The organism is Variovorax sp. OK212 (genome assembly GCF_900112425.1).
GTDB lineage: Bacteria > Pseudomonadota > Gammaproteobacteria > Burkholderiales > Burkholderiaceae_C > Variovorax.
Map to the genome: position 1 here is coordinate 596,245 of NZ_FOLP01000004.1, position 13,297 is coordinate 609,541.

The 13,297-nt window shown below is 68.4% G+C and carries 13 protein-coding genes; 8 read left to right on the forward strand and 5 right to left on the reverse strand.

Features of this window, described 5'->3' with window-relative positions; genetic code table 11:
* The first annotated feature begins 3 nt into the window (after positions 1-3).
* The 8 genes from BM004_RS16350 to BM004_RS16380 all read left to right on the forward strand — a co-directional run bounded on the left by BM004_RS16350 (position 4) and on the right by BM004_RS16380 (position 8,394).
* Positions 4-1,125, forward strand: a complete 1,122-nt coding sequence (locus BM004_RS16350) for a DUF2169 family type VI secretion system accessory protein (RefSeq protein WP_093214885.1) — start codon at positions 4-6, stop codon at positions 1,123-1,125.
* Positions 1,122-2,156 carry a hypothetical protein gene (locus BM004_RS16355; protein ID WP_256219922.1) on the forward strand — a complete coding sequence of 345 codons (1,035 nt, stop codon included), beginning with the start codon at positions 1,122-1,124 and terminating at the stop codon, positions 2,154-2,156. The genes BM004_RS16350 and BM004_RS16355 overlap by 4 nt, the downstream gene beginning before the upstream one ends.
* The gene (locus tag BM004_RS16360) at positions 2,153-3,286 is read left to right on the forward strand and encodes a PAAR-like domain-containing protein (RefSeq protein WP_093214886.1); all 1,134 of its coding nucleotides are present in this window, start codon (positions 2,153-2,155) and stop codon (positions 3,284-3,286) included. Before BM004_RS16355 ends, BM004_RS16360 begins: the two co-directional genes overlap by 4 nt.
* Before the next feature lie 48 nt (positions 3,287-3,334).
* Positions 3,335-4,234, forward strand: coding sequence for a beta propeller repeat protein (locus BM004_RS16365; RefSeq protein ID WP_093214889.1), 900 nt, complete (start codon positions 3,335-3,337; stop codon positions 4,232-4,234).
* A 4-nt stretch (positions 4,235-4,238) separates the two neighbouring features.
* Complete coding sequence (locus tag BM004_RS16370) at positions 4,239-5,528, forward strand: TIGR02270 family protein (RefSeq protein ID WP_093214891.1); 1,290 nt, start codon at positions 4,239-4,241, stop codon at positions 5,526-5,528.
* A 3-nt stretch (positions 5,529-5,531) separates the two neighbouring features.
* A complete protein-coding gene (locus tag BM004_RS41435; RefSeq protein ID WP_177206744.1) occupies positions 5,532-5,699 on the forward strand; it encodes a hypothetical protein in 168 nt (55 codons plus the stop codon).
* An 89-nt stretch (positions 5,700-5,788) separates the two neighbouring features.
* The gene (gene tagH, locus BM004_RS16375; protein ID WP_093214893.1) at positions 5,789-7,525 is read left to right on the forward strand and encodes a type VI secretion system-associated FHA domain protein TagH; all 1,737 of its coding nucleotides are present in this window, start codon (positions 5,789-5,791) and stop codon (positions 7,523-7,525) included.
* 74 nt (positions 7,526-7,599) lie between these two features.
* On the forward strand, positions 7,600-8,394 hold the full coding sequence (locus BM004_RS16380) for a PP2C family protein-serine/threonine phosphatase (RefSeq protein WP_093214896.1): 795 nt from the start codon (positions 7,600-7,602) through the stop codon (positions 8,392-8,394).
* Positions 8,395-8,430: 36 nt separating this feature from the next.
* Here the strand turns inward: BM004_RS16380 and BM004_RS16385 are convergent, their stop codons facing one another.
* The 5 genes from BM004_RS16385 to tssB all read right to left on the reverse strand — a co-directional run bounded on the left by BM004_RS16385 (position 8,431) and on the right by tssB (position 13,239).
* Positions 8,431-9,429, reverse strand: coding sequence for a peptidoglycan-binding domain-containing protein (locus BM004_RS16385; protein ID WP_177206743.1), 999 nt, complete (start codon positions 9,427-9,429; stop codon positions 8,431-8,433).
* Between the two features lie 2 nt (positions 9,430-9,431).
* On the reverse strand, positions 9,432-10,292 hold the full coding sequence (locus BM004_RS41440; RefSeq protein ID WP_177206742.1) for a hypothetical protein: 861 nt from the start codon (positions 10,290-10,292) through the stop codon (positions 9,432-9,434).
* A 196-nt stretch (positions 10,293-10,488) separates the two neighbouring features.
* Positions 10,489-10,962 carry an Hcp family type VI secretion system effector gene (locus tag BM004_RS16390; RefSeq protein ID WP_093126941.1) on the reverse strand — a complete coding sequence of 158 codons (474 nt, stop codon included), beginning with the start codon at positions 10,960-10,962 and terminating at the stop codon, positions 10,489-10,491.
* Positions 10,963-11,161: 199 nt separating this feature from the next.
* A complete protein-coding gene (gene tssC, locus BM004_RS16395; protein ID WP_093126939.1) occupies positions 11,162-12,655 on the reverse strand; it encodes a type VI secretion system contractile sheath large subunit in 1,494 nt (497 codons plus the stop codon).
* Positions 12,656-12,723: 68 nt separating this feature from the next.
* The gene (tssB, locus tag BM004_RS16400) at positions 12,724-13,239 is read right to left on the reverse strand and encodes a type VI secretion system contractile sheath small subunit (protein ID WP_093126937.1); all 516 of its coding nucleotides are present in this window, start codon (positions 13,237-13,239) and stop codon (positions 12,724-12,726) included.
* Positions 13,240-13,297: the final 58 nt, after the last annotated feature.

Sequence of the window (13,297 nt, forward strand, 5' to 3'; positions counted from 1 at the left end):
CTCATGGAACTGATCAATGCGACCCGCATGGTCGCCGGCTTCAACATGGGCCTGGAGCCCAGCGGGCGGGAATCGCTTGTGGTCGTGATCAAGGGAACCTTCCTTCTTCCACCGCCCGACGCGCCCCTGGGACATTTCGAGTTGCACGAGCGGCAGCTTCCGCTCGCGATGGCGGACACCTTCACCGGCGAGCCCGGCCTTTCCGCGCCTGTGCACGAGGCCGACTTTGCGCCGCACAAGCAACGCTGCGACATCCTCCTTCTGGGCAGTGCCTATTCGCCGCACGGCCGCCCCGTGACGCGCATCGAGGCCGGCCTGCGCGTGGGGGGCTGGAGCAAGACCCTTTCGGTCGTCGGGCCGAGACATTGGGTGTGCGGGCCACTGCAAGCCACGGCGTCGCTGCCGGAGCCGTTCGTGCACCAGCCGCTGTCGTACGACGTGGCATTCGGTGGCGTCGACCTGCGGCATGAAGACCCGTCGGAGCATGCGGCGTTCATGCCCAACCCGATCGGCCGCGGCTTTCATCGGCATGTCCGCGCCGCGTGGGTCGACGGGGCCCCGTTGCCGCGCACCGAAGAAGTGGGGCGCGTCGTCGTCGATCCCGCGGGTCCCTACCGGCCGATGGCGTTCGGGCCCGTGGGGCGAGGCTGGTCGTCGCGCGCCTGCTTTGCCGGCACCTACGACGAGGAATGGCTGGAGAAGCACTTTCCCTTCCTGCCGCCTGACTTCGATGCGCGGTACTACCAGGCGGCACCGGCGGACCAGCAGATGCCGCTGGAGGCTTTCCAGCAGGGGCCGGTTGACGTGACGCTCGGCAACTTGACGCCCGAAGGCCTGGCGCGTTTCACCATCCCCCACCTGGTGGCGCCCGTGCATGTGTTTCCCAGGAAGGGGCCGCGCGAGGACTTCACGGCCGTGCTCGACACGGTGGTGATCGAACCCGATGCCCGACGCTTCACGCTGTCGTGGCGGGTCACAAGGCCGCTGCGCAGCAGCCTCCTGGAGATCGCCCAGGTGCTGGTCGGAAAGAAAGGGCCCGCGTGGTGGCAGCAGCGGGAACAGATGGCCTTTCCGATACCGGTCGTCATGGTTCCGATGGCGCCCGACGAGGCCGCACCGGCATGAGCGCGATGTCGTCCGTCGCCGTGCAAAGCACCGGGCTCGTGACGCCGGTGGGTCTCGATGCTCCCGCGAGTTGCGCGGCCTTTCGCGCTCGGTTGACCAACCCGTTCGAGACGCGCTTCGTCGACTCGAGAGGCGAGTGGATCATGGCCCACCAGGTTCCGCTGGAGCAGCCATGGCGGGGGATCGTCCGGCTCGCGAAGATGGCCGCCATGGCCATCGGCGAAGCGCTGGCTGAACTTCCGCGGGCCCGGTGGCACGACCTGCCGTTGATTCTTTGCGTGGCGGAGGCCGAACGCCCCGGGCGAACGGCAGGGCTGGACGACGAGCTTTTCGTGCGCATCCAGGACGAACTCGGGGTCGATTTCTCGCCGCAGTCCCTGGTCGTGGCACAGGGCCGGGTCGGGGTTGCCGTGGCACTGCTGCAGGCGCGCGCGATGATGGCCGCGCCGGGCATTCCGCATGTGCTGGTTGCCGCCACCGACAGTCTGTTGTCGTGGCCCACGCTCAGCCACTACGAGCGACACGACCGGTTGCTGACGCCGCAGAACTCCGATGGATTCATGCCTGGCGAAGCGGCCGGCGCCCTGCTTGTGGGCCGGCCCGGCGGGCACGCGGGCGAGCTGCTGTGCACGGGCATCGGCTTCGGCCGCGAAAGCGCCTTCGTCGACAGCGGCGAGCCGTTGCGCGCAGACGGTCTTTCGCAGGCCGTGAAGGCGGCGCTGGCCGAGGCCGGTTGCGACATGCATCACATGGACTGGCGCATCGCCGACATTGCCGGGGAGCAGTACTACTTCAAGGAGGCGGCGCTGGCGATGTCGCGCACGCTGCGCGTGCGCAAGGAGGCGTTCGACCTCTGGCATCCGGCCGAATGCACCGGCGAGGTGGGCGCCGCGTCGGGCGTGGCCATGGTGTGCGCGGCGCGCGCGGCCTGCGATAAGCACTACGCCCACGGCCCCAACATCCTCGCGCACATGGCCAACGATGCCGGGCAGCGGGCGGCGTTGTGCCTGCGGCACAGAGGGTTCGAATGAGCAACCAGGTCTATGCCAACAACATGGAGGTGTCCTGCAAGCAGGCCGCGGGCAAGGCGATCTGCGCGTTTCCGGACGTGTGCTTCACGCCGCCGCAGACGCCCGCGACACCGCCGGGCGTTCCGATCCCGTATCCCAACACCGGCATGGCCGCGGACACGACCAGCGGTTCGACGAGCGTGCAGATCTCCGGGCAGGAGGTGATGCTCAAGAACAAGAGCTACTTCAAGCGAAGCAGCGGGGACGAGGCAGGCTGCGCGCCCAAGAAGGGCGTGGTGACCAGCCAGAACATGGGCAAGGTGTACTTCAACGCATGGTCGATGGACGTGAAGGTGGAAGGCGAGAACGTGGTGCGCAACCTCGATATCACCACCCACAACCATGCGTCGTTCCCAGGCAACTCGCCCACCTGGCCCTACATCGACGAAGCCGCCTTCGCCGTCGGCAGCGACCATCCGTGCGCCGACGTCGCGAAGAAGCTGAAGACGAACTGCTCGTCCGCGGCCGGCCCTTTTCTGAAGCCGGACGGAAAGGGCGGCAAGACGATGCCCGCGCGCAGCCGCAAGGCAGCGATGAAGAGCATGTGCAGCAAGAAAAACGACAAGTGCCGCGACGCGATGGCCTGCGTCATGACCAAGAAGAGCCCCAACAACTGTTGCCCGAACAGCCGCGGCAAGAAGCCGACGCCCCATCACGTCGTGCCCGATTCGCAGTTCAACAATTCCTCGGGCAAGCGCATCAGGCTCGGCGCCGGAAAGAAGTACAGCTACAACGGCGCGGCCTGCGTGTGCGCCAAGGGAAACAGCCACTCGACCGGCGAGCACGGCGAGATCCACACCGAGACGAACAATCTCACCGTCAATCACAAGTCGCTGGATGCGAAGAACGTGTCGCGCACCGGAAAGTCGATCGTCGGCGAACCGCGTTGGAGCGTCGGCGAGGCCGAGGACGTCGGCGCCGAGGCCGTGGAGACGGTGACCGGATGCGACAAGGCGTGCACGCAGTCGCAGGTGCGCGCCGGCCATCAGGCCATGGGCATCGAGGAGTCCGACCAGATCCGTCCCACCACGGCCGGAGAGGTCAGCAAGCCGCGCAGCATGCGGCCCAAGGCGCCGCGCAAGCGCCGCTGAGCACCGGCAGGCAACGAGGTCGGAGCAGATACCCAACAGGAGTCGAAGATGAGCAAGAAGGGCCCCTTCAAGGACTTGATCATCCGCACCGCGGTGGTCCTGTCACCGCGCTACGGAATCATCTATGCCTGCGATCCCGCGCTGGAGCGTCGCGGCGAACCGCACGCCTGCGTGTTCGTGTGGGACGACGGCAGCATCGATCGCGGCGACTGCAACTACGACGCCCACAGTGCCTGCCTGATCGACCTGCCCGAGGAAGGCTCGGTCGATATCTCGGAAGCGGGCTACTACACCGCCGACACCGAGAACGACCGGGTGACGCAGGACCTGTTCGACAGCTACACGCCCGCCGCAAGGGAGAAGCGTGCCCGCGGGCTGCGCTCGGTGCGGGAGATTGGCGGCGTCGCGCATGCCATCGGCATCCGGGGCATGGTCTACAGGCTCGACGCGCTCGACCGCTGGACCCGCATCGACGAGGGACTGCCGCACGACTTCGACGGACAGGCCATCCATGGGACCGGTCTGTCGGATCTCCACGCGGTCGGGTTCCGGGGCGACGCGTGGCACTTCGACGGCAAGGTGTGGCGCCGCCAGGACCTGCCCACGAACCGCAATCTCACGTCGGTGGTGTGCGCCGCCGATGGCACCGTGTACGTCGCGGGGCATGACGGCATCCTGCTGCGCGGACGGCCTGGCCAGTGGGAGTCGATCGAGCACGGCGACACCGACGAAAACATCTGGGACCTCGAATGGTTCGCGGGGCAGCTCTTCGTTTCCACGCTCGACGGGCTCTTCTCGCTCCAGGGAGACCACCTGAAGCCGGTTGCCTATGGCAAGCACACGCCGAAGAGCACCTACCAGCTGAGCACGAAAGAAGGCGTGATGTGGTCCAACGGGGAGAGCGACATCATGGAATTCGACGGCAAGACCTGGACACGCATCGTCTGAACCCATGCCCTCCGTCGCCGAGACCTCCGTGCCGGTCGTGGTGCAGCAGCACCTAGACAATGCCGACCTCTTGCGCTCGGTGCGCTCGGTGCTTGTGCGCGCGCCGCACGTCGGGCTGGACCGCTTGCGCCGCCTGGACGACCGGCTGGCCGCGAGCCTCGACGGACTGGCGGTGGCCGGCGACCTGGGGCGCCGCATGAGCCTGCAAGCGCTGGCCGCGCCGAACCGCGGCACGGTGTTCGCCTGCGCCGTCGCAGCCATCGAAAGCCGGGATCCCGCACTGCTCGAACGGCTCATGTCGCTCACGCAGGCCGTGCCTGAACTGCGGCCGGGGCTGGTGTCCGCGTTCGGCTGGGTGCCGGCCACGTCCCTGCGCGGCATCACCCGCGCGCTGCTCGATTCGCCGAATGCCTTTCGCCGCGACGTCGGCCTGGCCGCCTGTGCCATGCACCATGCGGACCCAGGGGATGCCTTGAGCGCAGCCATGACCGCTGCCGCGCGCGACGAGCGGCCCGCGGAAGCGGCGCAGGCCGTGGTGGCCGCCGGCAAGCTCGGCCGTCGCGACCTGTTGTCCGAATGCCTGCATGGCCTGTCGCACCCCGATGCGTGCCTGCGCTTTGTGTCGGCCCGCTCGGCGCTGTTGCTGGGCGAGCGACAGGCATCGGTGCAGGCACTGACGGCCATGGCGCAAGCGATCGGCCCCTGGCGGGCTTGCGCCGCGGTGCTGGTGCTGAAGGTGCTGCAACGCGAGGAGGCCGATGCGCTTCTGCGTTCGCTGGCACAGGACACGGGTTCGGCGCGTCTGCTGGTTCGCGGGATCGGCGCCGCTGGCGATGTGCGCCATGTGCCGTGGTTGGTCGACCGCATGGACGATCCGGCGCTGGCCCGTTTGGCGGGCGAAGCCTTCAGCACGATCACCGGTCTGGACCTTGCCGCGGCGGATCTCGAACTGAAGCCGCCGCAGGGCCCGGCGCGGGGCGCTGCGCCGGACCCTCGCGACGATCCGCAGGACGACGACGTCGCCATGGACGAAGACGACGGTCTTCCCTGGCCCGATGGCGCAGGGATCGGCGACTGGTGGCAGGCCCACGGCGCTCGCCTTCCCGCGGGGTGCTGCTTTGCCGGCGGCGCTGTTTCGCCGGGCCATTGCGTCGCGGTGCTGAAGTCGGCCGCACAGCGACAACGCATCGCGGCGGCCGATCACCTGGCGCTGACGGCACCGGGCACGCCGCTGTTCAACGTGGCGGCGCCCGTGTGGCGACAGCTGCGGCTGCTGTCGGCGATGGAGGCATGAGCGGTGCAGGCGCGCATCATCCTCGCGACCTTGGCGGTGGTCTTCCTGCTTGCCGCGGCGATGCGCTGGATGCGCAACGCCCGCCGCACCGACCCCGCCACCCGCACCTGGCTCCTCATCGCCCTCATCTTCGCCACTGTCGCCGCCTGGCTGCAATGGCATACCTCTTAAGGCGAGATTGCCAACATGCACCACGGAATGAATACTCCTTGCGAGCCTGTTCAGGCGCATTCAGGCACAGAGCCTTCGGGGGCCGATTCATGATCCATATCGCTGTCATCACCCGGCAGGGCGCTCCGGCGGGGCAGTCCATCGCCGCGGACTTCGGGCCCCAGGGCGGCACCATCGGGCGGGCCGACACCAACACGCTCGTGCTCGACGACCCCGACCGCACGGTGTCGCGCGTGCACGCGCAGGTGCTGTGCCGCGACGGGCAGTACTTCGTCATCGACCGCGGCAGCAACCCGATGCAGTGCAACGGCGTGTCGCTGGGCTCGGGCAAGGAGGCCGCGTTGAGCGACGGCGCGCGGCTGGTCATCGGCAGCTTCGAGCTCACGGTGAGCGCCAAGGCCGCGGGCGCCGCGGCTGCGTCGACCTCGCCGCCGGTCATTCCGAACACGGTGCTGGGCATGTCCACCGGGGCGGCCGCGGCAGCGCCGCCGAGCGACGACCCCTTCGCCGACCTGCTCGCGGGCCTCGCACCGCCGGCCGCGCCGGTTTCCGCCCCCGCCCCGGCTCCCACTGCCTCCTCCGCGCAACGCGATTCGCTGCTGTTCCCCGACCCGATGGAAAGCGGCTCGCGCAACGCGCAAGCCGCGAAGATCGATCCGTTCGCTGACCTGCGCGGCCCCGCGCCGTCATCCGCGCCCGCGACGGGGCTCGGCGCGCTCGACGACTTTTCCGACCTGGGCGCGCCCGCGCACGGCAAGGGGGCGGGCATCGACGAGCTTTTCGGCGGCATGGGCAGCAGCGCAGGTGGCGGCATCGGCGGCGACCCGCTCGCGCTGTCGCCGCTGGCCGATCCGCTGCTGCAGCCCAACACGGCCTCCGACGCCGACCCGCTGGCCGCGCTGCAACGCGCGGCGCCCGCCACGCCGACGCCGCGCTCCGACCACCTGCCGATCGACCAGTTCGGCTTCATGCCGCCGAAGGCCGTGACGCCACCGGCACCTGTGCCCGCGGCTGCTCCCGCTCCGGCGCCCGCACCCGCACCCGTGGCCGCTGCCCCGCTGCCGAACTTCGACGACATGACGGGCCAGCCGATCCGCATCAGCGGGCCCGAGAATTCCGGCCGCGCCCTCGAGCCGCTGCCCCCGCCGCCCCCTCCGGCCCCCCCGGCCCCCCCGGTCCACGCGCCACCGCCGGCGCCTGTACAGCGCGCCGCCCCCGTCGAGCGCACCGCCACCGACGACGAGCTGCTCGCAGCCTTCCTGCGCGGCCTCGCCAGCACGCACCAGCCGCCCGAGATGCTCACGCCCGGCCTGATGGAGCGCATCGGCGCGATGCTGCGCAGCGCCACCGAAGGCACGCTGCAGCTGCTGCTCACGCGCCAGGAGTTCAAGCGCGAGGTGCGCGCCGAGGTCACGATGATCGCCGCGCAGGCCAACAACCCGCTGAAGTTCTCGCCCACCGTGGAGGTGGCGCTCGCGCACCTGCTGGGCCCCGGCGTGCGCGGCTTCATGCCGCCCGAGGCCGCGATGCGCGACGCCTTCAACGACCTGCGCGCGCACCAGTTCGGCGTGATGGTGGGCATGCGCGCGGCGCTGGCCCATGTCATCGCGCGCTTCGAGCCCGCGGAGCTGGAGAAGAAGATCAGCGCGAAGACGGCGCTCGACTCGCTCTTCAGCGCCAACCGCAAGGCCAAGCTGTGGGACCAGTTCGTGTCGCTGTACGGCGGCATCGCCAGCGAGGCGGAGGACGACTTCCACAGCCTCTTCGGCAAGGCCTTTCTCCAGGCCTACGAAGAGCAGATGGCGCGCCTGAAGTCCGACGCCTGAGACGGCCCGGGCGCACCGAACGGCAACGACGGCAACAACAGCAGCAGCACCTGCACACGCGAGAGGCACCCCGCTTGGAAATCGAAATCGTCACGCTCTCCCGGCAGGGCGGCCGCACCTACAACGAGGACGTGCACGGCCACTGGCACGACGAGCGCTACGTCGCCTGCCTGGTGGCCGACGGCGCGGGCGGCCACGGCGGCGGCGACGTGGCCGCGGCCACCGCGCGCAGCAGCATGCTGGGCGGCTTCTCGGCCGCGCCGGGGCTGGACGAGCCCACGCTGCGCCGGCTGGTGGAGCAGGCCAACCTCGACGTGGTGGCGCGCCAGGCCGAAGGCGGCAAGCTCGCGGGCATGCGCTCGACGGTGGTGTTCGCGGCCATCGACCTGGAGAGCCAGGCGCTGGCCTGGGTGCACAGCGGCGACAGCCGCGCCTACCTGTTCCGTGGCGGCGCCATCGTGGCGCGCACCACCGACCACAGCCTGGTGCAGCAGATGGTGGCCGGCGGCATGCTCGACGAAGAGGGCGCGCGGCTGCATCCGCAACGCAACATGCTGCTGTCGGCGCTCGGCTCCATCGAGGAGGCGCCCGACATCGCGGTGTCCGACCGCATGCGCCTGCTGCCCGGCGACGTGCTGCTGCTGTGCAGCGACGGCGTGTGGGAGCCGCTGGGCGACGAGCGCCTGATCGACACGCTGCACGCCTCGCGCACGCCCAGCCAGTGGACCGAGCTGATCGACGCGCAGGTGAAGGCCAACGCCAAGCCAGGCCACGACAACTACACGGCGCTCACGCTGTGGGTGATCGACGAGGACGCCGACGCGACGCGGCTGATGGAGCCGATGGCCGAGCCGACGCCGGGCGACTGAACCCCGGCACCCGCCGCAGGCGTCAGGTGCCGCGCGTCAGGCGCTCACCAGCAGGTGCGCGTTCAGGTCGAACGGGATGCCGGCCGCATCGAAGGCGTGCTGCGCGTAGCAATCGGCGTTGTGCGTGCGCTGCCAGGGCAGCAGCTTCTGGTACTTGCCGTCCTTGCGGTGCGCGTAGCCGTAGTCGGTGATGCTGTTCTGCGTCTCCGCGATCGGGCCGACGTAGTGCGCCGTCTCGTGGATCAGCACATAGGAAAAGGCGTCGCTGTCGAGGTTCTGCATGCGCGCGCACAGGTAGATGCTGCCGCGGGGCATGCCGTTCCATTTCAGGTTGCGTTGCGAAAGGTCGTAGCCGCCGGAGAAAGTGAAGGCGTAGGCGCCTTCGTTGCTGCCGAGCGGCTCGTCCGTTGCCAGCACCAGCCCGCGTGGCACGTAGCCGAGCGCCGTCTGCATGTTGAGGTAGATGCTGTCGACAAAGCCCAGCGCGGTGCTCCAGCCGCTGGCCCCCGGGAACTTGTCGATCTGGAAGTGCTTCGCGGCCTTTTCCCAGTCGGACTTGCCGATGCCCCAGGTGTTGGGCTTGCCGGTCTTGAAGTAGCGCGCGCGGTCGACCGACATGCGCGCCAGGTTGATGATGTGCATCGCGCGTGCGCGGTGCTTCTGCATCTCGGCGGGCAGGTCGGCGTAGGTGCCCGCGGCGGTGCACAGCGCCTTGTCGGTGCGCTTGTCGGGGTCGACCACGCCGTCGGCGCCTTCGAGGCCGAAGTGCTTTTTCTGGAAGCCGGTGATGCCCTTCAGGGTCAGCGGCCCGAACTTGCCGTCCACCACCAGCGCGGGGCTGGGGCCGCCTTCGAGGGGCGTGAAACGGTTGAGCGCCGTCTGCACCTTGCGCACGTCGGCCGGCGTGTTGCGGCAGCGCGCGGCGGAACCGACCGCGGCGCTCAGCCCCAGCACGGTGCCGGCGGAACTGCCGAGGCTGTCGAACGTGCGGCAGCCCTCGGTTCCGCAAAATGCCGTCATGCCTGTGTTGCTCATGGTCAGACCTTTACTGCGCTGAGTGCGCCGCCGCGGTTGGAGCTGCCGGTCAACGCATTGCCGGGGCCCTTGAAGGTTTCGACGGTGCCCACGTTCGAGGTGAGCGGCGCCCAGCTGATCTTCATGTCGCCGGCGTTGCCGAAGGTGCAGCTGCCGCCGTTCTGCCGGTTGCTCATGGGCGTGTTCTGCGACATGGGGCGCGTGTAGGTCCAGCTCGCCCCGCTCGTGTCGTCGATCAGGTAGTAGTAGGTCTGGCCTTCCTGCTGCACGCGCCACCATCCGCGTGCCCATGCGGGCGTGGGTGTCTTGGGGGCGTTCACGGGCAGGCTGGCGAACATGCCGTCCAGGATGGTGTCGACCTGCGCGTCGGTCGCGGTCTTCAGGAAGATCTTGAGCGCGGCCTCGAAGCCCGTGAGCTGCGACGACGGCGGCTGCCTGTACGGGTTGACGGCGTAGGTCGCGCCGGTGTTCTTCATGCTGAAGTTCACCCAGTCGATGTGGATGTGGTCTTCGTGGCGGGTGTCGGCGGTGTACTTGCCGGCCTCGAGCTTGCGCCCGCCGTAGCCGGTGCCGTCGGCGCCGCGCACCCAGAAGTGCACCGGGGAGTTGGTGGTTGCGTTGCGCACGGTGAAGATGAACGCCGACCACTGCATGGCGTCGAAGTTCTTCACCAGGCCGGCCATGATGCGCCGGCCGATGCGCGCGTCGGCGTCCTTCTTGTAGTTCAGCATGATGTCCAGCGCGATGCCGGAGGTGTGCCGCGTGCCGGGCTGGATGTTGTTGCCCGCGTCCAGCTTGACGCCGGGGAACTCGTCCTTCAGCACGGTCATCAGCGTGGCGATGGCGGGCGAGATGTCGGCCATGGTGTGTTCTCCTTGAGGCCAGGGAAGCAGAAGAAGGTGAAGGCGTGAGGGCAGCGACGGCGGCGAGCCTCGCCGGCCGTGTGCGAACCGCCGCCTTCTTCGTGCGGGCCGGGTTCCACACCACGTCCGGGCCGGCACGTCGCCGGGACCTGGGTGGTGTGAAGATGCCGCAGCGGTGGCTGCTGCCACCGTGCGTTCAGCGCGTCTCGGTCGAGCGCGTGTCCCAGCCGAACTTGATGTCGCCGCCCATGGTGCCGTCGGCCTTCTGCGGCTTGTAGGCGATCTCGATGTCGCCGTAGGACACGGCCACGCTCTCGTGCACTTCGCCGCCTTGCGCCGCGCTCACGTTGAAGTCGGCAATGCGCACTTCCTTGAAGGTCACGGTCATGAAGGTCTGCTGGCCTTCGCCCGACTTGGCCATCACGAGCGTGGCCTTGTCGAAGTGCTTGCCGTTGGCGCAGGCCTTGGCCAGCGTGGGCGAGGAGCTGTCGAACTTCTTCGTCAGGGTGACCATGCCGGGCGAGCCCTTGCCGACCGACGAACCGCCGCCGACCGTGCAGGTGGCGTTGTGCACGTTCCAGCTCCAGCTCATGAGCTCGATCTCGTCCTTGTGGTCCTTGTGCGCGGCTTCGCCCTTGACGCCGTCGATCTTGAAATGGCAGTCGATCATGTTCTTTCTCCTGGATGGCCTTGCGATGCGGCCGGGTGGTTGAAAAAGCGCTCCGGGCCTGCCCGGACTCTTGCCTGTGGGTGCCGGGCGACGTCCTGTCGCCGGCTGTCTCTAGAACGAAGACGCCGCGCGGGTTTCAAAGGATTCGCGGCATGTCTTCCGAAAAAATCTGCTGTCTTGCCGGCTGCCTGCGCGCCGCTTACTTGCCGCCCTTGGCGGACGGCAGCTTCGACACCAGCCGCAGCGAGACCGTGAGGCCTTCGAGCTGGTAGTGCGGGCGCAGGAAGAACTTGGAGGTGTAGTAGCCGGGGTTGCCCTCGACCTCCTCCACCACCACCTCGGCGGCGGCCAGCGGCTTCTGCGCCTTGGTGGTCTCCGACGAGTTGACGGGGTCGCCGTCCACGTAGTTCATGATCCATTTGTTGAGCCAGCGCTGCATTTCCTCGCGCTCCTTGAAGCTGCCGACCTTGTCGCGCACGATGCACTTCAGGTAGTGCGCAAAGCGGTTGCAGGCGAACAGGTAGGGCAGGCGCGCGGCCAGGTTGGCGTTGGCCGTGGCGTCGGGGTCGTCGTACTCGGCCGGCTTGTGCAGCGACTGCGCGCCGATGAAGGCCGCGAAGTCGGAGTTCTTGCGGTGGATGAGCGACAGCAGGCCGGCCTTGGACAGCTCGGCCTCGCGCCGGTCGCTGATGGCGATCTCGGTGGGGCACTTCTGGTCCACGCCGCCGTCGTCGCTCGGGAAGGTGTGCAGCGGCAGGTTCTCCACCGCGCCGCCCGACTCGATGCCGCGAATGCGCGAACCCCAGCCGTACAGCTTGTACGAGCGGTTGATGTTGGTGGCCATGGCGTAGGCCGCGTTGGCCCAGGCGTACTTGCCGTGGTCGGCGCCGGCGGTGTCTTCCTCGAAGTCGAACTCCTCCACCGGGTTGGTGTTGGCGCCGTAGGGCGTGCGCGCCAGGAAGCGCGGCATGCACAGGCCCAGGTACTTGGCGTCGTCCGATTCGCGCAGCGAGCGCCAGCCGGCGTACTCGGGCGTGAGGAAGATCTTGGTCAGGTCGCGCGGGTTCGCGAGCTCCTGCCACGACTCCATCTGCATCAGGTTGGGGCTGGCGCCGGTGATGAAGGGCGCGTGCGCAGAGGCCGCGATCTTGGCCATCTCGCCGAGCAGTTCCACGTCGGGCGGGCTCTGGTCGAAGTGGTAGTCGCCCACCAGCGCGCCGAAGGGCTCGCCGCCGAACTGGCCGTACTCCTGCTCGTAGATCTTCTTGAACATCGGGCTCTGGTCCCAGGCCGCGCCCTTGAACTTCTTCAGGTTCTTGGCCAGCTCCACCTTCGAGATGTCCATCACCCGGATCTTCAGGTGCTCGTCGGTCTCGGTGTTGTTCACCATGTAGTGCAGGCCGCGCCATGCACTCTCGAGCTTCTGGTAGTCGGGGTGGTGAATGATCTTGTTCACCTGGTCGGTGAGCTTGGCGTCGATCGCGGCGATCATGGCCTGGATCGACTTGGTCACGTCCTTGCCGATGACGGTGCTGTTGCTCAGCGCCTGCTGCGCCAGCGTGAGCACCGCGGCTTCGACGGCGCTCTTGGCTTCGTCGCTGCGCGGCTTGAATTCCTTTTGCAGCAGCGACGAAAAGTCGCTGCCCGCGTACGCGACATCTTTCAGCGCGCTCTGTTCGAGTGCTTCGGCCATGGTGGGTTACTCCTCGTGTACCGGTGGTTCAGGCGAATGGGGGGTCAGGCGATCTGGCGATCTGGCGATCAGGCGGCCGGCGCGCTGCCGTCCTCGGGCTTCTTGCTGGCGGCCAGCGTCTGCAGCAGGGCCGGGTCTTCGAGCACCTTGGCCAGCAGTTCTTCGGCGCCGCCCTTGCCGTCCATGTAGGTCACCAGGTTCGACAGCTGCGTGCGCGCTTCCAGCAGCTTGTTGAGCGCGCCCACCTTGCGGGCCACGGCGGCGGGCGAAAAGTCTTCCATGTTCTCGAAGGTGAGCTCGACCTTCAGGTCGCCTTCGCCGGTGAGCGAGTTCTCCACCGCGAACGCCGCGCGCGGCTTCATGGCCTTCATGCGCGAGTCGAAGTTGTCGACGTCGATCTCCAGGAACTTGCGCTCGGCCACCGCTGCGAGCGGGTCGGCCGGCTTGCCCGACAGGTCGGCCAGCACGCCCATCACGAAGGGCAGCTGCACCTTCTTCTCGGCCCCGTAGAGCTCCACGTCGTACTCGATCTGGACCCGGGGCGCCCGGTTGCGGGCGATGAATTTCTGACTGCTCTTGGCCATGAGGGTGCTCCTTGCGGTGTGGATGGCGAACGGATGCGTTGGTCTGGAAAGGGTGCGG

What these genes read in the sequence shown, in the direction of transcription:
- BM004_RS16350 (WP_093214885.1), top strand. Translation starts at nt 4, where the DNA reads ATGGAACTGATCAATGCGACCCGCATGGTCGCCGGCTTCAACATGGGC.
- BM004_RS16390 (WP_093126941.1), bottom strand. Translation starts at nt 10,962, where the DNA reads ATGATCGACTGCCATTTCAAGATCGACGGCGTCAAGGGCGAAGCCGCG.
- BM004_RS16360 (WP_093214886.1), top strand. Translation starts at nt 2,153, where the DNA reads ATGAGCAACCAGGTCTATGCCAACAACATGGAGGTGTCCTGCAAGCAG.
- BM004_RS16355 (WP_256219922.1), top strand. Translation starts at nt 1,122, where the DNA reads ATGAGCGCGATGTCGTCCGTCGCCGTGCAAAGCACCGGGCTCGTGACG.
- tssC (WP_093126939.1), bottom strand. Translation starts at nt 12,655, where the DNA reads ATGGCCGAAGCACTCGAACAGAGCGCGCTGAAAGATGTCGCGTACGCG.
- tagH (WP_093214893.1), top strand. Translation starts at nt 5,789, where the DNA reads ATGATCCATATCGCTGTCATCACCCGGCAGGGCGCTCCGGCGGGGCAG.
- BM004_RS16365 (WP_093214889.1), top strand. Translation starts at nt 3,335, where the DNA reads ATGAGCAAGAAGGGCCCCTTCAAGGACTTGATCATCCGCACCGCGGTG.
- BM004_RS16370 (WP_093214891.1), top strand. Translation starts at nt 4,239, where the DNA reads ATGCCCTCCGTCGCCGAGACCTCCGTGCCGGTCGTGGTGCAGCAGCAC.
- BM004_RS41440 (WP_177206742.1), bottom strand. Translation starts at nt 10,292, where the DNA reads ATGGCCGACATCTCGCCCGCCATCGCCACGCTGATGACCGTGCTGAAG.
- tssB (WP_093126937.1), bottom strand. Translation starts at nt 13,239, where the DNA reads ATGGCCAAGAGCAGTCAGAAATTCATCGCCCGCAACCGGGCGCCCCGG.
- BM004_RS16385 (WP_177206743.1), bottom strand. Translation starts at nt 9,429, where the DNA reads ATGAGCAACACAGGCATGACGGCATTTTGCGGAACCGAGGGCTGCCGC.